This is a genomic window from Vibrio sp. 1S139, from assembly GCF_041439475.1.
Taxonomy (GTDB): domain Bacteria; phylum Pseudomonadota; class Gammaproteobacteria; order Enterobacterales; family Vibrionaceae; genus Vibrio; species Vibrio crassostreae_C.
Window position 1 is genome coordinate 48,464 of sequence record NZ_JBGOOD010000025.1, and the last position, 19,684, is coordinate 68,147.

Here is a 19,684-nt window from a genome sequence, read left to right on the forward strand (position 1 = left end):
TCAATTATCAAGTTAGCAATTGGGGCGACACCAAACCGGTACTGTGTCGCCTTCGTCCCGTTTTAGTTGGTCTAAATTGAAGTTACAGGCTGGAAAGGGGCGATTTAGTTACGTAATACAGCGGAAATACGTTAGTATAGCGCGCTATTATTTTAGCTTTGAGTTCCTGCAATTAATGACTAACACCACAGCACCAACCAACTTCTCTGATCTTGGCTTAATCTCTCCTTTGATAGCTCGTCTTACCGAGCTTGAATATCAACAGCCAACGCCTATCCAAGCGCAAGTGATTCCAAGTGTGTTAGCAGGACGCGATTTAATTGCAGGCGCAAATACCGGTTCAGGTAAAACCGCAGCATTTGCACTTCCACTGTTACAAAAGATTCATGAAGATGCCCCTCTGGACCGTCGTTCAGGCAAAGGTAACTTTGTTTCTGGCCTTATCTTGGTTCCTACTCGTGAACTTGCTAAGCAAGTGGCTGACAGCGTTAAATCTTACGCTGTGCATTTCAATGGCGCGATTAAAACGGTTTGTGTGTTTGGTGGTGTATCGGTAAACACTCAAATGCAGGCGCTACGTGGCGGCACTGATATATTGGTGGCAACACCGGGTCGTCTGCTTGACCTTATTTCGAGCAACGCTATCAAACTAGATAAAGTGAAAACGTTAGTGCTTGATGAAGCTGACCGAATGCTAAGCCTAGGTTTTACCGAAGAACTTGATGCAATCTTGAAGCTCTTGCCGAGCAAAAAACAAACCTTGTTGTTCTCTGCAACTTTCCCAGAGCAAGTTAAAACGCTGACTCGCGAACTTCTAAGCGATCCAATTGAAGTTCAACTTCAAAGTGCCAATGCGAGCACACTGGTTCAACGTGTATTCGAAGTAGAAAAAGGTCGCAAGACAGCGTTACTCGCACACCTAATTCAACAACATGAATGGCGCCAAGCTCTGATCTTCGTTAATGCGAAGAACAGCTGTGAGCACCTAGCAGACAAGCTTTACAAGCGCGGTATCATCGCAGAAGTATTCCACGGCGATAAAGGGCAAGGTTCACGTACTCGTATCCTAGAAGATTTCAAATCTGGCGAGATTGACGTTCTGATCGCGACAGACATCGCGGCACGTGGTCTGGATATTGAGAAGCTTCCAGTGGTAATCAACTTTGACTTACCGCGTAGCCCGTCAGACTACATGCACCGTATCGGCCGAAGTGGTCGTGCAGGTGAAGTTGGTCTTGCGTTATCTCTGATCGATCACGAAGATTACCACCACTTCAAAATCATCGAGAAGAAGAACAAGATTCGTCTTGAGCGTGAGCAAATTGAAGGCTTTGAAGTGGATGAAGAAGCGACAGCTGAACTGATCGCAGCACTAAAACCTGTTGCGCCACCGGCCGGTACTGGCAAGAAGAAAAAGAAGAAGAAAGCTCCAAAAAACCAAGATGTGTGGCTGAACAACAACTGATCTTGAGTCAGCAAGCCATATAAATCAATAAGTAATAGACATTCAAAAGGTGCTTAATTGCGCCTTTTTTGTGTCTGTAGGGCTGGGATTTGAGTCGTTAATAAACGACTGTTGCAGTGTTAAGCAACCCGATAAGCCGTTCGAAGGATAGCGTCCTCCATAAGAGATTCGGCGATTTAACGCTTTGCTCATAACCTGTTCGGGTTTTGAGCAATTGGGTAACCGCGTGAAGACCTCGATTAAACAATTAGTGCTGGCCACTTCATTTTTCCTGTTTACCCAACACTCTTCTAGTGCTGCTGAATTTGAGGTTAAAGGGGTTAATAAAACTCTCACCGAAAATGTAGAATTATATTTAGAACCTTTAGCCGATGTTCCTGCATCACAGCTATCGAAAACGAAGCTATCTAAACGTATTCAAGATGCACTCAACCCTTATGGTTATTATCACCCACAGCTCGATATCGACCTCAATGATTCTGATAACGTGATCATTAACATCGATTCTGGTCCTGTCATGCGCATCGCAGAATCGATAGTAAAAATAACAGGTGAAGCTAGCCTAGATGCGGAGTTCATCAATATACTCAATCAAAGCAAGTTAGGCTCAGGTTTAACTTTGTCTCACCAAGAATATGACCAAACTAAGCGTGCGATTTTCTCTTTAGCAAAGCGGAAAGGTTATTTTGACGGCAGGTTTATCGAGTCAAAGATTGAAGTTATTCCTAGCGAGAACATCGCGAATATACACTTGTATTTTGCAAGTGGTCCACGCTACAAGTTCGGTTCTATAAGTATTCCTGATGATGGGGTTGACCCTACTCGTATCGAGAAAATACCCACCTTTAAAAAAGGTGATGACTTTGACACCATCAAGTTAGGTGAACTGCAATCTGATTTGTCAGACACTCAATGGTTTCGAAGTGTCATCGTACATGGTGACTTTGACAAACTTGATTACAACCTAGAAGTTCCAATTGAAATCATTGCCGAGCCAAGTTCTCGAAATATCGTGCAGGTCGGTGGCGGCTATTCTACTGATCTCGGTTTACGCGCCTCTCTCAGTTGGTCAAAGCCTTGGTATAACCGGAGAGGCCACAGCTTTGAAACACAGACATATTTGTCTGAACAGGAGCAATCACTTCAGTTGGGGTACAAAATCCCCACAGAGAAAGTCACAACGGATTACTTTGGTATTCAGTTTGAATCGAAACGAATTGATCATCGAGACACCAATAGCTTTACAAACGATCTTAAGTTCGAACGTTACTGGCAATTAGACAATGATTGGCAAAGCACCATTTATGTCAAATACTTGCACGAACAGTACCGTCAGGCGTCTGAGGAAGAGCAATCGCAATTGCTGTTACCTGGCATCAGTTTTTCTCAGGTTGATCGTAAAAATGATCAGTTGGAGCTCAATCATCGACACATCTATTCTGTCGAGTATTCTGACCCTAGTCTGTTCTCTGACTCAAGGCTGTTGCGGTTGGAAGGAAACAGTGTCCTTTCATGGGATATTAGTGACAGGCAGAAGCTCCATTTCCGCTCCAACGTAGGCATCAACATTGCCAAATCATTATCTGATGTGCCGTCGTCACTGCGGTATTTTGCTGGTGGCGATGGAAACTTGCGAGGTTATGGTTACGAATCTATCTCCCCTAGAGACGAGAATGGTGAACTAACGGGGGCACGTTATATGTTAACTGCTGGGCTCGAATATCAGCATCAAGTCTATCGTTCAATTTGGTTGGGCGCATTTCTTGATGTGGGTGATGCATTTGATCAACAAGCGGATTGGAAGCGTGGGACGGGCGTGAGTTTGATTTGGAACTCACAGTTAATGCCAGTTAAGCTCGATTTTGCTTACGGCTTAGATGCGCCTGAAGGCGACGAATTTCGTATTCATTTTTCCTTTGGTACTCAATTCTGATTTTTGTACGCTGTTTATGCACTCGCGAGGATGCGAACCATCTAATAGGATTCAAGTAAATCGAAAGAGCGTAATAACCTTTGTGCTTTAGCAAACACAAAGGTAAAAACAATGAAAAAGCTACGATTCGGTGTATTTGGTAATATGGGCCCTGAAGCAGATGCTCTGTTCCAAGATATCGTCGCCAAGAAAGAAATTGAACACGGCGCACTTAAAGACTAAGACCACATGGCCATGATGGTGGTGAAAAACTCAGATATCCCCGATCGATCTGAAGGTACCGATCCTGTGCCTGAACTGATTGAGTCAGCGTGCATTTTAGAACATGCCAATGTTCAGTTTGGCGTAATGACCTGTAACACCGCTCATTACTTTAGACCTGAGGTTCAAAAGCACACCAACGTTTATATCGTCGACATGCTTCAAACCACCGTTGATCAAATCAAAGAGCAGAACTCTGAATCTGTTGTTGGTATTTTATGTACCAACGGCACATACAATTCGGGAATCTATGATCGTTACCTAACGGACGCGAATCTGGTGTTCGTTAAGCCAGATTCCTTTGAGCAAGAGCATAACGTGCATAGTGCTATCTATGGTGAAGTAACCGGTGAGATGACAGAGTGTGGACAAGCAATCCGAGAAACCAACGGGATCAAAGCGGGCGAGTTTGAGCGTAATGCCGCACTGCTTGCTGTAGCGATTCAATCCATCGTAGAGAAGGGCGTTGATACGGTTATTTGGGGATGCACGGAACTTCCTTTGGTTAGAAAGCAACTTGAAACGGCATTTCCAACAGTCACTTTTATTGATCCTATGGAAGCGGTAGCTGAGCGTGTCGTTGATATTTACCGTCTCGCTGAGCAATATGTGGAGCGTGGACATGTGGATTACAACATTAATGATGTTAATTCGATCTTCACAACGCTTGATATGGTGAACTACGTAGCCCAAAGAGCGATGACCTACCGTCTATAAGCTCAGATACGTGTATTTGAAACATGAAAAAGCCGCGAATTACGCGGCTTTTTTACATTTTGACTGGAGAAAATTAAGATTCGAAGCTGAACACTTAAAGCTCGAACTCGCCATTCATTTTTCGAAATAACCAATCAGGTACCTTGTTCCATGAACTGTAGTTCGGGTTCTTAGTATGGATTTGTTCCTCTGAAGCCCAGATGGTGTCACCTGATTGTTCTCGCGACACAGCCCAGAACAACTCCTCTTTCTGACGTGTTAAGTAGTGTGTCACTTGCTTCGCAAACTCTTCACTGTCAACCAACACCCCAAACTCAACGTTGAGAAAGTCTGATCTTGGATCGAAGTTAGAAGAGCCAATATAGGTGACACGCTCATCTAAAATTACTGTCTTGTTGTGGTAGTAGGTATCAACATGAAAGTAGTGATCATCATTGATCGCTTGGCTTTTGTACTCATAGATACTTACGCCCTTGTCGAGTAGAGTCTCACGGTGTTTTTCGTAATACGCAGGCACAAAGCCCGAATCATTAGAAGCCGATGAATTCGTCAGTAAGGTGACTTCGGCTTCGCTCTCTCTAAGTGCATCGACGAATACAAACTTGTTATCGCTTGGCATCATATAAGGCGTAGAAATAATAACCTTAGAAGGTGTCGGTACTTTTTGCTTCATCAAGTGTTCAATACGTTGGCGAAAGTAGGGCTTGTTGTCATTGAGTTTCTCCAGTGAGTCAAATACCGGCGTGACAGAGGCTGAAATGAACTTCGGTTGGTTTAAGCTCTTTATCTGCCTTTCGACTTCAGACGTGATCAATGCTTGATTCTTTTCACCTTTGTTCAACGCTTTGGTGAACGCTTGGTATTGCTCTTTCTCTTTGATTTTAATGCGTTCTTGAATTGGCACTACATGCTCACTGTTCCACAACGCTTGGTAGTTTCGGTCGAAAGCAGCAATCACGTCGCCTTTAAACAGCACATCCATATCAAAGAAGTTGGCACTTTCGCTGTAGCCAAAGTAGTCATCACCGATGTTGCGGCCACCGAGGATCATCGATTGGTGATCAACGTTAAAGTATTTCTCATGCAGTCGATTATCTAACTGTTTTTGATGAGTAGAGAAGTTGAGCGCACGACCAATCCAGCTGGCTTTACGTGACTCAAAAGGGTTGAACAGTCGAATCTCAATATTGGCGTGTGAGTCCAACTCCGCAAGCCATTTGTCATTGAATACCAACAAGTCATCCAGTGTGAGGCGCACGGCCACATCGCGGTCAGCGGCGTGTTTCAGCTCGTTTAACAGCATCAGACCCAGAGTGTCGTTTTCCCAAGAGAAGTAAGTCATATCAATCGAGTGTTTTGCTTGGCGAACCAGATCAATGCGGCGCGCAAAGGCTTCAGGCGCACTCGGGATCAAATAGACTTCGGCTTGATGTTCTGTGCTTTGCCAGTTAGCTTCGAAGTCAGGTTCAACATCGGGGTAAGGTTGGGCACATCCTGTGACCAAAGCAATCAACATTATTGTGCATGCTGTTTTTAGTTTGCTAAGTGTCATAACTAACCTGCGTTTAAACATAAAATTTGGATATAGAAACGGCCAGCGAGCTGGCCGTTAAAGTAGGAAGGGTGTTGAATATGTTTAGTTTAGGTACCAGTCCCAAGGCATAAGACCTTGCTCTGCTAGACCCGTTAAGCGACCTTCACGAAGCTTAGGATCAACACCTGGGTTTGTGACATAGTCCCAGTCGAAGGTAGTGCTGTTGTCGCTGAATCCTGCACCATCAATGACAAGCACATTGTCGGTAGCATCGCTGTACTGGTAGCTCTGGAACAATTCATCGCTAAACCAAAGACGCGACATTTCGTTCATAAGGGCTTTATCTTTGCTTGATGGATTTACTTCGCTTCCATCAAAACGTACAGCTTTGTTGAACATAAATGGCAGTTCTGAACCGTTACATGCACCGCTGATGCAACCAATCGTTTTGAATAGATCAATGATTGGCAGTTGGTCGTATTCGCCCGTTTCTTCATTTAGACCTGTTTTATAGTTCCACATGTTAAAGCTTGGTTTGTGCTCAAAGTGGTATAGCGTTGCTTCTACTCCGCTGTTTGCTGCCATGTGACGAGCTGGACCATTGAACAAGGTGTCATTTAGCAAGGTTTTAAATTGCGTCATGTTGTCAAGAGCACCACCTATGTCAGCTTCTGAGTTAGGGTAGAAGTCTGTTAGATCTAGAGCAGCTTTTACTTCATCATGACTAGCAAGTTCTATGTCTCCAATAATTGATAAGCAACTTAAGTAACTATCCTCACCATTAGCTGCATTTGCTAGGCACATACCAAATGCAATCGAATTTAACAAATTTACGTCAATGTTGATGTCTGTATCTAAACCAAAAAATAGCTCTGTTACAGACTTGTATGCCGTAAGGGAAAGCGTCATGTTTTGGGTTAACTCTTCAGTACTCATCCCCCCCATTTTAGTTTCAAGCATGGCTACGTTATCTTCATCACTTAACCAATCCAATATACTTAATGCAAGTTCTTCTGAGTTTGTACCTTCGTTGAGCTCGGGCTTTATATACTCAATTATGGTAGGAACTAAAAAAGTCACATTGAATAACATGCCGAAGCTGTTAGATTCACTAGCGTTATTTCCAAGTACTGTAGATACGGCGAAATCTGTTTTTATAGGTGCTTCAATAGAACTTACGCAAATTTCATCAGCGTCTGAGTCTGTCTCTAGCTCTTTACAAAGAATATAGGGAGCAAATGGCATAAGGGTAGACATTGGTGTCTTATCAGAGTTGGAACCCCATTTTATATTTCCTTGTTCGTCTATATCTTTAAACTTGAGTTTGTAATTCAGTGAGAGTGACAGAGAACTAAGTAACCAGTTTTTCAGTTGTTCAATACCATCCAAAGCTGTTTCTTGCGACGCCATGATCTTGTCAAGCGAAGTGTCTGCTGTAAAACCCTTACTGCGATCTTTTGCAACTTCATAGCTTGGATACTCAAACCCATAAGGGTTGCTTTGCATGATTGCACGTTGGAAATATTGACCTGCGATATCATGATCTTGCTGTAAGAAACCGATAGACATAGCACCTGAGCCTTGACCCATAACGGTTACGTTTTGAGCGTTACCACCGAAGTCGGTAATATTATTGTGTACCCACTCCAAGGCACGCTTCTGGTCACCTAGGCCATAGTTGCCATCTTTGTAAGCGCCTTTAACCCATTGAGTACCTAACTGACCAAGACGGTAGTTAAAGCTTACATAGATGAAAGGCTTACCATCGTCGCTTCCTTGAGCAACCACGGTATCACCTTGGATGAGCGGCTCTGCACCAGAACCGTATTCGAAATCACCACCGTGGATGAATACATAAACCGGTAGATCTGCATCAGCATCTACGCCTGCTGGGCGCCAGATATTGAGGTTAAGGCAGTTCTCATCTTGTGTTTGTGTTGTCGTTTTTAGTTGAGGACAAGTATAACCGAACTGAGTCGCATCCAAAGTACCTTCAACAAGGTTTACAACTTCACTGTGTTCAAAGCGCTGAGCCTCTGCATATTGAATCCCTTTGAAAGATTCAACGGAAGCCAGTTTGTCGTCTTCGGTATTCGAAGTTATAACCAGTTCTTCTATCGTCGCTTTAATCGTTACGTTACCGATTTGAGCATCAAACGGTTTAGCCGGTGCCGGAACTAACGGTTCGGGCTTGTCTGGGAATGGAACAGTAGGGGCACTATCAGTATCGCAACCTGCTAAGGCAGTAGTAATAGTAAGAGCGATCATTGAACGGTATGCAATAGTCATAAAATGAGTTTCCACAATAGTATTCGGCGTAGTCTGTTTCATCACTATCTGCGTAGATAACAGAACTACAAAATTTCTTATTAAGAACAACCTGGTTTAAGGGCTAGGCTGGTAATCAAAGTTCGGTGACTAGAATCGGTAGCCAAGATTCAGCGTTACAGCCGAACGAGTTTCGCCTTTGTTGTACAACATGGTCATGTTGTAGTTTTTGCCGATCTGCTTGTTAACACCTGTTAGGAATGCCCACTGGTCGATATCGACGCCAACGTCATAATCAAATTCGATGTCGTCGGTTTTTACGGTGCCTTGCATACGTGAATTTAAACCTTGGTATTCAGCACCCACGAAAAACTGAGCTCGATAATCAACCAATTGGTAGCCCAACATTGGCTGAATCGTGACAATGCCGTCGCCCCAATCATCCAACCCTTTCAGGCGTGTTTGGGAGTAAGTACCCGTCACTGAGGCAAAGAATTCTTTGTAACCAACAGATAATGTGGTGCCCGCGCCGCGTAAGTCATATTCGAGATGCAGTGGTATATTTAAACGGCCACTGTTACATAAGGCAGAGACACCTTCGCAAAGTGCGTTACCTAGCCCTGGCAATTTGTTATTGAGCTTGTCTTTTAAGTATTCACCTGCGGCGCCGGTATAAGAGGCGTCAATATTCGCATCAACGTTTACCTTTCCTACGTACCCGAATACATTCCAGAATGGCAAGATATTTACGTCGCCGCGTATCGAAACACTTTCCGCTTTGACCGTCGCAACACTGTCTTCCGGGTCAAATAAATCATTCAAGCGCACTCCACCAATCACGTAATCTGTCATGGGTATATCCATATCTTGATTGCGATAAGCCACTGATACGCCGAATGGAAGGGGTAAATCGATACCTTGACGACGCACCATGTCACCCATTAAAGGGAATACTCGATCTAACTTAACACTCGCTTCTTGCATACGAGGATCTGAAACTTCTTTTAGACGCTCTTCATGCAGGACATTAACGCCGTTGTCGTCTTCATAAATTGCGACGGGTTCAGTTACAGCGCTCATGGTCATCGGTTTCGTTTTAGACGTACCCTCGATGTTAGTTGTCTTACGTTCAATAACGACTTTACCAGAGTCTAACGTTTGGAAATCAATCACTTGGTAATAGGTATCGACTTTTGACTTACCAAGATTAAATGGCTTGTCGTTGGTGATTACCATGCGTTTTGGTGTGCCGCCTACAAGTTCAATATCAACATTCAAGAAACGGAAATAGGCGATGTCTTGTGGTAAGCCGTATTTCGAATAGTTGAAGCTAATGGTCACGTCGCCGTTGTCTTTTTCATTGACTTTCACTGACGATGGATCGAAGCTTTCTGCATAATTTCTTAGTCGATACTCAGTGCGCGTAAACTCTTCAATTTCATCGATCAGTTTTTCGTTTTCATCCAGCTCTTGCGGGTTATATTTGACGCGCAGGTCGATGTTGCCTTTGCTGTCTGTGTTTTTTATCAGATAGACGCTTGAGTCACGAACCTCATCGCCAATTTGTATGGTTCGATGTGCGTGTTCAACTAGGTGTTCGCCCTGTACGAGCGAACTGATTGCTAGCTTTGGTAAATCATGACTGATGCCATATTTGTCAAATAGTGCTCGACCTTTTTCCATAACTTCGCTGTAAGTATTGGTTTCTGCCGCAGACGCAAAATTGGGGGTGGTAAGTAATAGGGCGCTCGCTAACACAGAAAGAGTATGGGTCTTACAGGCGCTGGTGCGTATTTCAAAAAAACTCATGACGGTTCCCACGCTGAGTAGCCTCAAACCTTCGAGACTCAAACAGTCGATGTAATACTGAACGTCGTGTTCAGTTGTTATGTATTTATCCGTTAGGATTGCTAGTGTGAATGTCGCGACTAAAAATGCATTGCGTCAATCAATGAGAGGATTTTAAGAGGAGGTGGCAGATCGCGTTAATCGCTTTTGATGGACGCTATCCTCACTTAGTAATAATTAGCGTTAATCAATTGATTTATAATGATTTTTAATAGATAAAAAACGGCCTGTGAAGTAAAAATACTTGGCAGACCGTTTTGTTGTGAGTTGTTAAGCGCATTTAGTTCTAAGCAGTTACCCTCACTCTAAATAGAACAGTAAACAACTTCGCTATCATCAGAATAATCAAAATGTTTACGAGCATCAAAAGTGGCGTTTCAATTCCATAAACAGGTGTGAGGTTGAGCGCACCAGATGTGAGAACAACTAATAAGTTAATACCCAATATTCGGTGTACCATGAGCTTAGGTGTCGCGAACACTTTCCATATCACCATAATGTTAAGGAAGTAGAATAGTCCCAGCTCCCATAGTTCTGTCATTAATGGCATCACAAAGATGTATTGCAACAGAACCACCGACCCTGTACCCAACACACCATAAAAAGCGTCCTTAATAACGCTTGGTGGCATGGTCGGCACCATAGAAGAGAATACACCGGCTAACATAGGAAATATGAAACCACCTGGAACTGGAAGATAAATCCAAACCAACAGCGATGTGATAAACATCGACACGCCTTGCAGCACTTTGCGCCCATCTTCATTCAAATGTTCAACAAACGTGCGATGTGCATGATGCCAAGACACGTCTTTATGATCACCTATGACATTGAGTTCACCCTCAACAAGAGATTGTTCTGGTGCTAATACATCGAACGTCTTCAAGTTGTGAGTAAGAACTGCCCATTGGATATCTAAGTCTGATTCGCTGTTACTTTGTTTGAGTAATGTATCTTGGATATGTGCCATTTCATCGATACGCAAGCGCCATGTTTGGATGTTCTCTTTAAGGTGGTAGCTTCCGGTCAGTGGCAGATCTAAAAGTTGATACAGCTTATCAATATTCGCGGTGTTGCTTTCAAGTGCGGCAATGTCGATGTTGTCTGTTTTTTCCATCGCATCTAACAACGCTTGTTTACTGGTTTCGAAACGTTGTACAAAGTTGAGTTCAGTATTCACAGGCCACACGATGCGATACACAATAGAGAACACAACAACACCTAATAGTGTTTCTTGAAGTCTAAGTACAGCAAAGTGAAAGGTGGTTTGGTTATCAAACCCGCCCATACAAGCAACAATCGAACACACGGTAAATCCTATTGAAAAGATGTAGCCGTATTTCTCGTCACTAGACATGAAAATACAAGTGCCTAAGAACACGGTAAGAAATGTTAGAAACAAAAATCGATCTTGTGAAAACATCGCAATGAGGAAAAAGGCATAACCGGTCCCTAACAAGGTTCCCATTAACCGGTTATGGCCTTTGTTTATTGAATGGGCGAAGCTCTCGTTCAATGCCATCACTGCGACGGCTATCGCAGCCCAATACGGTTTTTCCCAACCAAACCACAACGCTAGGCAGATTGCGATAACGATAGAGAGTGCGACTTTAATCGCGTCTTTAGTCGATGCAGTGAACATAAGAATAACCTAGCTATTTTTGATTATTTTGATCGAGGCAGTCATACCAACACGCAGTTGTACGTCTTCTGGTATTTTGTCTAACTTCACTTTAATAGGGATGCGTTGAGCTAGGCGTATCCATTGGAAGTTTGGATTCACGTTTGGCAATAAATCATTACCTGTGCTGCCGTCTTGCTTCGCGATACCAAAACCAATACTTTTGATATGTCCTTCTAGCTGAACATTGTTGTGCATCATTAAGGTCACATAAGCAGTGTCCTGAGCATCGACACCGACTAAATCAGTCTCTTTGAAATAACCTTCAATCCAGAAGCTATCTTCATCAATTAGCGCAACCACAGGTGAATTCGCGACAACTTGAGAGCCAACACGTAGGTTCAGATTGGTGATATAGCCGTTAGTAGGCGCATATACCTTGGTGTACTCAAGGTTGAGATGTGCTTCTTCTACGTTCGCTTTTGCCAGTTCGACATTTGCGGCGCTGGTTTCTACCGCGTTGTTCAAGTTGTTTAGTGTCAGCACGGGCACGGCACCGGGCGTTCTTTTCTCTAAATTCAACGCGCGTTGCTCTTCGTTTTTGGCTTTGGCGAGTAGGGCAAATGCTTGTTTTTGAGTCGCAAGTGCTTTTCTGTAGGTCGCCTTGTAAATACTCGGATCGATCTCAAAAAGAAGATCGCCTTTTTTTACCTTCGAGTTGTCTTCGACATGCACTTCAATGACTTGACCCGTGACTCGAGGTGTAATCGAGACGATATAAGCGCTGACTTGTCCGTCTCTGGTCCATGGGTTACTTGAGTACGACTGGTAATAGCTATAAACCACAGTTCCCGCAGCAGCCAATAATAAAAGTGTGATGAGATAACGTTTGATCACAGTAAGTGCCTCAAAAAATGGTAATAAAATGGCCGATAGCGCCAGTAAAAATCACGATCAAGCTCAGTTCTGCTATTGCAGGAAAGGCGACGTACTTATGAAGGCCAAACCGTGTCGCGATTGACCCTGTTAGCATTGTCAGTATGTAAGCCAGTGCGATAACCAATAACAGCGGTGGGAAGTAGACTTCATCCCACACAAGCTCATGCGGCATGGTATTCATGGTTCTGTTCTCTATTTGTTTGATGAATGCAACGATAACGGAGTTCGATTTATTGTGATAATCGCTTATAGAGGATCGTACCCATCAAAATCCAACTTTATTCGGTGATTATGCCAACTGCCTCTTTGTTGAGAGCCGTAAGCCAGTAAAACAACGGTAGGTAGGTTGTCGTTCTTGAAGTGGAAACACTTAATTGAAATTAATTTCGAAAATCATCTACTTTTGCCGGTTTAAGATAAATATATTTAAAACAATCACTTAAGATGTAAATTGCACTTCAAAAACTATGCGAACAGTTAAAGTGATGATTTGATCCATCAAATGGGATTACATAATAAAACCTTTTGTTCTTAATATTCGGTTCGAAGCAACGAGATGCTTTATTTATTTTGAATAATCCAACAAATATCATTATTAAGTTATTCGTTAGATTATTTACTCCTTATATTTAGTAACAAGAGTAAATTTGTCATGGACATTATTTCTAATCTGTTTGACATGGCACCATTTGTCGCACTATTTATTACACTCTCATTGGGTTATATGGTTGGTAAAATTACTATCGGCCGATTTGTTTTAGGCGGTGTGGCCGGAACATTATTAATGGGCGTAATTATTGGGCAATTTGGTGTTCAGATTGATCCCGGCGTAAAAAGTATTTTCTTTGCGCTCTTTATTTATGCTGTGGGTTATCAAGGCGGCGCACAATTCTTTAAAGCGCTTAACTTTAGAACCATCAACATTCTGTTGTCTGCGGTTGTTATGACGGTTTCAGGCTTATTGTGTGTACTTGCCGCTGCGTGGTTGTTTGACTTAGATAGAGGCACTGCTGCGGGCCTAGCTGCCGGTGGTTTAACTCAGTCTGCGATCATTGGTACTGCAGGCGATGCGATCGCCCGTTTGGGTGGTGTGTCTGAAGAAGCCAAACATCTGATGCAAACTAACGTTGCTGTAGGTTACGCCGTAACATACATCTTTGGTTCATTAGGTCCAATCTTGATGGTGACTTGGGTATTCCCAACGTTGATGAAGTGGGACATTCGCTCTGAAGCAATCAAAATGGCAGAAGCGAACTCAGATGGTAATGCAGAGCTTGGTGCTGGTGAATTCAATGCGATGACAAAACTTGAGACTCGCGCTTTTGAAATCAAAGCAGAGAGCAAAGTGAATGGTTTGACACTAGCCCAAATCAATCAAGATTCAATAGACGCATGCATCGAAGTTATCGAGCGTGATGGCAAAGCGATTGAAGCAGACAAATTTACTAAGCTTCAACAAGGCGATGTTCTGGTTATCACAGGTACTCGTAAAGCCATTGGTCAGTTGAAAGGTGACTCTGTTGGCTCTGAAGTTGTGCTTCCAGAAGAGTACGAAGTCATTGAAGAGAACCGTCAGCTTATCGCAGACAACAAACAACTGATTGGCCGTACACTAGGTCAAATCAAATCAGAAGCGAACAAAGGCACTTACCGTGGTGTTTATGTGACTGACTACCTTCGCGAAGGTGTATCAATCCCAGTTCACGCTGACCTTGTTGTTAAGAAAAATGATGTTATTCAATTAACTGGCTCACCAAGCGATATTAATCGTGTTCAAGGTACAATCGGTAAGCCAATGAACTCAGCAACAATGACTGACTTCATTGTACTAGGCATGGGTATGGTATTGGGTCTTTTGATTGGCCTAATCAACTTCAAAATTGCAGGTATTCCGGTCACTATCGGCTCTGGTGCAGGCTGTCTAGTGTCAGGTCTGATTGTTGGTTGGTTACGCAGCCGTAACCCACATGTGGCGCAATTCCCAGAATCAGCAGCAAGCTTTATTCGCGACTTCGGTCTAGCAGCATTTGTAGGCATTGTTGGCCTCCAAGCGGGCCCTCAAGCGGTAGACACCATCAAAGAACACGGTATGAGCCTACTATTCTTGGGTGTTGCGGTAACCATCATTCCACAGATTATTTCATTCTTCTTCTCGTACTTTGTATTGAAGATAAAGAATCCGGTAGAAGCTTTAGGTTGTGTAACCGGTGGTCGAAGTGCAAACCCAGCGTTCGCTGCATTGATGGAAAAAACAGGCAACGCAACGCCAGTATTCTCTTTTACTGTGACTTACGCCGTAGCCAACGTGTTACTGACTCTATGGGGCCCAATTATCGTCGGCATTATTACCGTTAATGCGGGTATGTAATTAAAACCTACAACTCATTATAGATTTAAAAAATCATCAACTTATTAACAGACCTACCCAATCAAAAATAGGGTAGGCCTGAATAATCACGCTTAAGTAAAACACTTTATTTAATTACAAGTGTTTAATATTAAATTATTAGGTAAATATTATGACTACACAAAATACAAATATCGACTTTTCAAAATTCGCTGATTTAAGCCCATTTGAATTAAAAGACAAATTAATTGAAGTGGCGCAAGCAGTGCCAGACCGTGCTTTACTAGACGCAGGTCGTGGTAATCCAAACTTCTTAGCAACATTGCCACGTAAAGCATTTATTCGTTTGGGTGAATTTGCAGTAATGGAAGCGGAACGTAACTACGCTTACCTCGGTGGTGATTTCGGTGGTATCCCTGATGGCGTCGGCATCGTTGAGCGTTTCGACACGTTCGCAAGCCAATATGCAACAGACAAAGGCGTTGATTTCCTACGTCGTGCACTAAGCTACGCAAAAGACCGTCTAGGCATCGAAAAACAAGCGTTCCTAAACGAGCTAGTACTGGCTTACCTTGCGTGTAACTACCCAGTGCCACCACGTATGCTAGTGAACATCGAGAAAGTGGTTAAACAATACATCGCAGAAGAGATGTACGGCCCAATGCCAATGACGACTAACTTTGACCTGTTCGCAACAGAAGGCGGCACTGCGTCAATGACGTACACGTTCGCAACCATGTTCAACAATGGTCTATTGAAAAAAGGTGACAAAGTTGCGCTAATCACGCCAATCTTTACCCCTTACCTAGAAATCCCAGAGCTTTCTGAGTACGAACTAGAGATCGTTGAACTGCGTCTTGATGAGACCACTTGGCAGCTTCCAATGTCTGAAATCGAGAAACTGGCAGATACAGACATCAAACTACTTTGCGTCGTTAACCCTGCTAATCCAGCATCAGTGAAATTCTCTGACGAGACTCTAGAGAACCTAACAAACTTTGTGAATGAGCAACGCAGTGACCTATTCATCATCACTGATGACGTATACGGTACATTTGCCGATGACTTCGTTTCTCTATTTGCAAAACTACCATACAACACACTTTGTGTTTACTCGTTCTCTAAGTACTTTGGCGCAACAGGCTGGCGTTTAGGTACCATTGGTATCCAACACAAAAACGTATTTGATGACGCACTAAGTTCTTTCAGCGAAGAAAAACAGTGTCAACTTGATGACCGTTACAAAACACTGACTCCAGAGCCACGTGACATCAAATTCATCGACCGTATCGTTGCTGATAGCCGCAGCGTAGCATTGAACCATACTGCAGGTCTGTCTCTACCACAACAAGTACAAATGGCGATGTTTGCATTAACTTGTCTAATGGACTCAGAAGGTCGCTACAAAGCCGCTTGTAAACGCATCATCCGTGAGCGCTACACAACGCTTTACAAAAACATGGGTGTAGCAATCGAAGAGAACAAAGACCGTGTGGATTACTACACACTACTAGAGCTAGACACGCTAGGTGGCAAACTTTACGGTCAAGAGTTTGTCGACTGGTTCAAAGCTAACGAGAAAGGTAAAGACTTCCTATTCCGTCTTGCTCACGAAACCGGCGTAATCTTACTACCTGGTAAAGGTTTCGACACAGTACACGCATCAGTACGTGTATCACTAGCGAACCTTACTCACCACGAGTACGAGCTAATCGGCCGTGAAACACGCACTGTATTGGATGAGTACTTCGCTGAGTTTCAAGACGCATAAGTTCAAGTCTGGCTTAGAATCAAATACATGATTTAAAGCCGATGACGTCCAACTCATTAAGAATAAGCCTCGGCGATGTCGAGGCTATTCCGACCAAATAAGCACAGTGGTTAGATCGATAAAACTTCCTATCTTGATGTTCCGTTGTGTTTATTTAGTCGTCTTATCCAAGTATTCAAATCCATTTCAAACTGAAAGAGCGACGCATGAAAAGCATTATTTCTATTCAATCTCACGTGGTTTACGGGCATGCAGGAAACAGTTCTGCGGTTTTTCCAATCCAAAGAATGGGACTCGATGTGTGGCCAATCCACACTGTTCAGTTCTCTAATCACACTCAATATCAACAAGGTTGGACCGGGCAAACATTCGGCTCAGATGATATTCGAAACTTGATTCGAGGCTTAGACAACATCAACGTACTGAAAGACTGTGGTGCGATCCTATCGGGTTATCAGGGAAGCGCAGACCAATGTAAAGCGGTTGCCGAGTCGGTTAATTTAGTTAAAGAAAAGAACCACAGTGCACTCTATGTTTGTGACCCTGTAATGGGTGACCCAGATAAAGGTTGTATCGTTGAGGATGGCGTTAGAACCGCCATTACTAAACACTTGCTTCCTATTGCCGATGTTATAGTGCCAAACCAATTTGAACTAAGTGAATTGACCGGCATTAAAATCCTCTCCCTTTATGACGCGGTTACAGCATGTAAGAAAGCATTGGAGCTTGGTCCAAAGATGGTGCTCGTGAAGCATCTTCACTCATTACCCGATGACGCGTTCAGTATGATTTTAGCAACGAAAAAGGCATGTTATTTAGCCCAACGACCGAACATTGAATTTGCTCAACAACCGGTTGGTGTCGGTGACCTTATCTCTGGCCTGTTTACCGCAGGGTTAATAAAGAGAATGTCTCCCGTAGCTGCATTCCGACATGCAAATAACGCGGTCTATGGTGTGTTGGAGCTAACTAAAAGCTATGGCACTTGGGAGCTACAAACAATCAATGCACAATATGAATTTGTAGAGCCTACCCACGATTTCAACGTGGTCAAAATCGGGTAGAGCGTTTAACTCCGATAGTGGTGGAGGGTGTACCTATTCGATGGGTCGCATCCTACAAACGAGATTACGAGCTAAGACTAAACCTAGCTATATTACTCCCAGAAAGAGACGGACTTCACTTTATCCCTATTTATTAACTTCTCTGTTTATAGCTGTTCTTTTGATTAAACAGAGTTTCTGAATCATTTTAGAGAACATTAAATGAGCCTAATTATGAACCGTCTAATTTCCTCGGGTTTTACCGTTGCTTTGTCATTACTTGTAGTGGCATGTAGCTCACCCCACACGTTGGATGTACGCGTACACAAAGACAATTACAAAGAAGTGGTTGTAGAAGAAGCGATATCAGTAAAAGAGCCATTGCGTATGTGGGCGAGTGAGAACCCAGACTTCTTATACTCTCCAATCGATCAAACAACGCCAATTAAAGTGTCAGGTGAGCAACTAAATATCTTAGCTTTGTCAGGAGGCGGCGCGAACGGAGCCTTTGGAGCCGGTATTTTGATAGGGCTGGAAGAATCTGGCCAATTGAAAGACTACTCAATAGTTACTGGCATCAGTGCAGGAGCGCTAATGGCACCATTTGTATTCATCGGCGGAGATGCATTTCCGAAGATGAAGGAGGTGATGTTAAACATCAATGACAAATCAGTGCTCGGCAAAAAGAACTTTTTAAACACCGTGTTTAAAGATGCTTTTACTGACGGTAAAAACTTGAATCAATTTATCGCTCAGGCGTTCCCTGAACCGATGATCGAGCAAATTGCTGCGCGACACCGCAACGGTAAGCGTTTGTTTATTGGTAGCACACACTTTGATTCTGGAGAGCTTGTCATTTGGAATGTGGGCGCAATTGCAAATAGTGATATGCCAGATAAGTCTGAACTTATATATAAGATTTTAGCAGCAAGTGCTTCTATTCCTGGAGTCTTCCCACCGCAGTTTATCAATGTGAAGTACGAAGGTAAAAGTTATGAAGAACTTCACGTCGATGGTGGTTTAGCCGCTCAAGTATTTTTCAATCCATCTAACTTCGACTATCAGCAGATCTCAGATGCTCTTGGGTTAGAAAAACCACCACAGCTCGATGTTATTCGAAATGGAGCACTGAAAGCGCCGTACCACTCGCTGAGAGATAAGGGTCTAGATTTAGTAGCAAAGAGCGTATCAAGCCTGACTCTTGCTCAAACACGTGGTGATTTATATCGAATGAAATACATCTGTGAAATCAACAACATTGATATGCAATTTACTTACATCGAGCACGACTTTGGTTACGCCAAACGAACCAAAGACATGTTTGATGAACACTATTTATTAACCATATACGAATATGGTTATCACAAAGCAACTCAGGGCAAACCTTGGGTAACAGAATTACCTTAATTTAGGGATATCGTAAAATGAATAAAACAGCTTTAGCGCTACTTATCATGGCAACGTCTAGCGCTGCCATGGCACAAAATGTGACCTCAATGGAACAGCAAAAAGTCGATAACGACATGCTACAACTGGCCGACGTTCAACAAGAAGCGGCGTTGTTCATGGTTGAAGAAAATTCAGACTACGTGGAGATTGACTACATTGGTCAGTGGGTTGACGTGAACAATTACGTCACACACAAAGAAGCTAAAGAACGCCAGCTTCAAAAGACCACCAAGAAATACATTTACTCGCAAACAGGTGAAACTCTAGAATCCATCGAGCAGCGAATTGCTGAGCATATTCAAGTGGACCAACCTAGATATTTCAGTGTCGATGTTTACCGTAATTACCACGGTGATTCTGGGGACTTTAACTATCTAGCTCGAGTTATCGAATACATTTAAGTTATTCGTTTGACATCAACGATAAAACCTTCCATAGACAGGATCTTAAGAGCTAACTTGTTTATTTAGATAGAAAAAAGGCTTCAT

The 19,684-nt window shown here is 43.1% G+C and carries 14 protein-coding genes; 8 read left to right on the top strand and 6 right to left on the bottom strand.

Annotated features, from left to right (window positions below; translation table 11 throughout):
* Positions 1-175: 175 nt before the first annotated feature.
* From ACED46_RS10585 to ACED46_RS10595, 3 genes are all read left to right on the top strand, one after another.
* A complete protein-coding gene (locus ACED46_RS10585) occupies positions 176-1,465 on the top strand; it encodes a DEAD/DEAH box helicase (protein WP_371721413.1) in 1,290 nt (429 codons plus the stop codon).
* Between the two features lie 214 nt (positions 1,466-1,679).
* The gene (locus tag ACED46_RS10590; RefSeq protein WP_371721414.1) at positions 1,680-3,398 is read left to right on the top strand and encodes an autotransporter assembly complex family protein; all 1,719 of its coding nucleotides are present in this window, start codon (positions 1,680-1,682) and stop codon (positions 3,396-3,398) included.
* Positions 3,399-3,626: 228 nt separating this feature from the next.
* Entirely contained in the window at positions 3,627-4,376 is a 750-nt protein-coding gene (locus ACED46_RS10595; RefSeq protein ID WP_371721415.1) for an aspartate/glutamate racemase family protein, read from the top strand.
* A gap of 94 nt (positions 4,377-4,470) precedes the next feature.
* Here ACED46_RS10595 and ACED46_RS10600 read toward each other — a convergent pair whose 3' ends face one another.
* From ACED46_RS10600 to ACED46_RS10625, 6 genes are all read right to left on the bottom strand, one after another.
* Entirely contained in the window at positions 4,471-5,928 is a 1,458-nt protein-coding gene (locus ACED46_RS10600) for a phospholipase D family protein (protein WP_371721416.1), read from the bottom strand.
* A gap of 84 nt (positions 5,929-6,012) precedes the next feature.
* On the bottom strand, positions 6,013-8,199 hold the full coding sequence (locus ACED46_RS10605) for a carboxylesterase family protein (RefSeq protein ID WP_371721417.1): 2,187 nt from the start codon (positions 8,197-8,199) through the stop codon (positions 6,013-6,015).
* 129 nt (positions 8,200-8,328) lie between these two features.
* Entirely contained in the window at positions 8,329-9,987 is a 1,659-nt protein-coding gene (locus tag ACED46_RS10610) for a hypothetical protein (RefSeq protein WP_371721418.1), read from the bottom strand.
* Between the two features lie 325 nt (positions 9,988-10,312).
* Positions 10,313-11,668, bottom strand: a complete 1,356-nt coding sequence (locus tag ACED46_RS10615) for an FUSC family protein (protein ID WP_371721419.1) — start codon at positions 11,666-11,668, stop codon at positions 10,313-10,315.
* 9 nt (positions 11,669-11,677) lie between these two features.
* Positions 11,678-12,544, bottom strand: coding sequence for an HlyD family secretion protein (locus ACED46_RS10620; protein WP_017059803.1), 867 nt, complete (start codon positions 12,542-12,544; stop codon positions 11,678-11,680).
* A 10-nt stretch (positions 12,545-12,554) separates the two neighbouring features.
* Positions 12,555-12,767, bottom strand: coding sequence for a DUF1656 domain-containing protein (locus ACED46_RS10625; RefSeq protein ID WP_017059802.1), 213 nt, complete (start codon positions 12,765-12,767; stop codon positions 12,555-12,557).
* A gap of 471 nt (positions 12,768-13,238) precedes the next feature.
* Between ACED46_RS10625 and aspT the strand changes: the two genes are divergently transcribed.
* The 5 genes from aspT (at position 13,239) to ACED46_RS10650 (ending at position 19,597) form a co-directional block, all read left to right on the top strand.
* Entirely contained in the window at positions 13,239-14,954 is a 1,716-nt protein-coding gene (gene aspT, locus ACED46_RS10630) for an aspartate-alanine antiporter (RefSeq protein WP_371721420.1), read from the top strand.
* Between the two features lie 151 nt (positions 14,955-15,105).
* Entirely contained in the window at positions 15,106-16,704 is a 1,599-nt protein-coding gene (locus ACED46_RS10635) for a bifunctional aspartate transaminase/aspartate 4-decarboxylase (protein WP_371721421.1), read from the top strand.
* 206 nt (positions 16,705-16,910) lie between these two features.
* On the top strand, positions 16,911-17,768 hold the full coding sequence (pdxY, locus tag ACED46_RS10640) for a pyridoxal kinase PdxY (protein WP_017060057.1): 858 nt from the start codon (positions 16,911-16,913) through the stop codon (positions 17,766-17,768).
* Positions 17,769-17,981: 213 nt separating this feature from the next.
* Positions 17,982-19,154 carry a patatin-like phospholipase family protein gene (locus ACED46_RS10645; protein ID WP_371721422.1) on the top strand — a complete coding sequence of 391 codons (1,173 nt, stop codon included), beginning with the start codon at positions 17,982-17,984 and terminating at the stop codon, positions 19,152-19,154.
* Between the two features lie 17 nt (positions 19,155-19,171).
* The gene (locus ACED46_RS10650; RefSeq protein ID WP_017060059.1) at positions 19,172-19,597 is read left to right on the top strand and encodes a hypothetical protein; all 426 of its coding nucleotides are present in this window, start codon (positions 19,172-19,174) and stop codon (positions 19,595-19,597) included.
* Positions 19,598-19,684: the final 87 nt, after the last annotated feature.

What these genes read in the sequence shown, in the direction of transcription:
- ACED46_RS10585 (WP_371721413.1), top strand. Translation starts at nt 176, where the DNA reads ATGACTAACACCACAGCACCAACCAACTTCTCTGATCTTGGCTTAATC.
- ACED46_RS10595 (WP_371721415.1), top strand. Translation starts at nt 3,627, where the DNA reads ATGGCCATGATGGTGGTGAAAAACTCAGATATCCCCGATCGATCTGAA.
- ACED46_RS10600 (WP_371721416.1), bottom strand. Translation starts at nt 5,928, where the DNA reads ATGACACTTAGCAAACTAAAAACAGCATGCACAATAATGTTGATTGCT.
- ACED46_RS10605 (WP_371721417.1), bottom strand. Translation starts at nt 8,199, where the DNA reads ATGACTATTGCATACCGTTCAATGATCGCTCTTACTATTACTACTGCC.
- ACED46_RS10610 (WP_371721418.1), bottom strand. Translation starts at nt 9,987, where the DNA reads ATGAGTTTTTTTGAAATACGCACCAGCGCCTGTAAGACCCATACTCTT.
- ACED46_RS10615 (WP_371721419.1), bottom strand. Translation starts at nt 11,668, where the DNA reads ATGTTCACTGCATCGACTAAAGACGCGATTAAAGTCGCACTCTCTATC.
- ACED46_RS10625 (WP_017059802.1), bottom strand. Translation starts at nt 12,767, where the DNA reads ATGAATACCATGCCGCATGAGCTTGTGTGGGATGAAGTCTACTTCCCA.
- aspT (WP_371721420.1), top strand. Translation starts at nt 13,239, where the DNA reads ATGGACATTATTTCTAATCTGTTTGACATGGCACCATTTGTCGCACTA.
- ACED46_RS10635 (WP_371721421.1), top strand. Translation starts at nt 15,106, where the DNA reads ATGACTACACAAAATACAAATATCGACTTTTCAAAATTCGCTGATTTA.
- pdxY (WP_017060057.1), top strand. Translation starts at nt 16,911, where the DNA reads ATGAAAAGCATTATTTCTATTCAATCTCACGTGGTTTACGGGCATGCA.
- ACED46_RS10645 (WP_371721422.1), top strand. Translation starts at nt 17,982, where the DNA reads ATGAACCGTCTAATTTCCTCGGGTTTTACCGTTGCTTTGTCATTACTT.
- ACED46_RS10650 (WP_017060059.1), top strand. Translation starts at nt 19,172, where the DNA reads ATGAATAAAACAGCTTTAGCGCTACTTATCATGGCAACGTCTAGCGCT.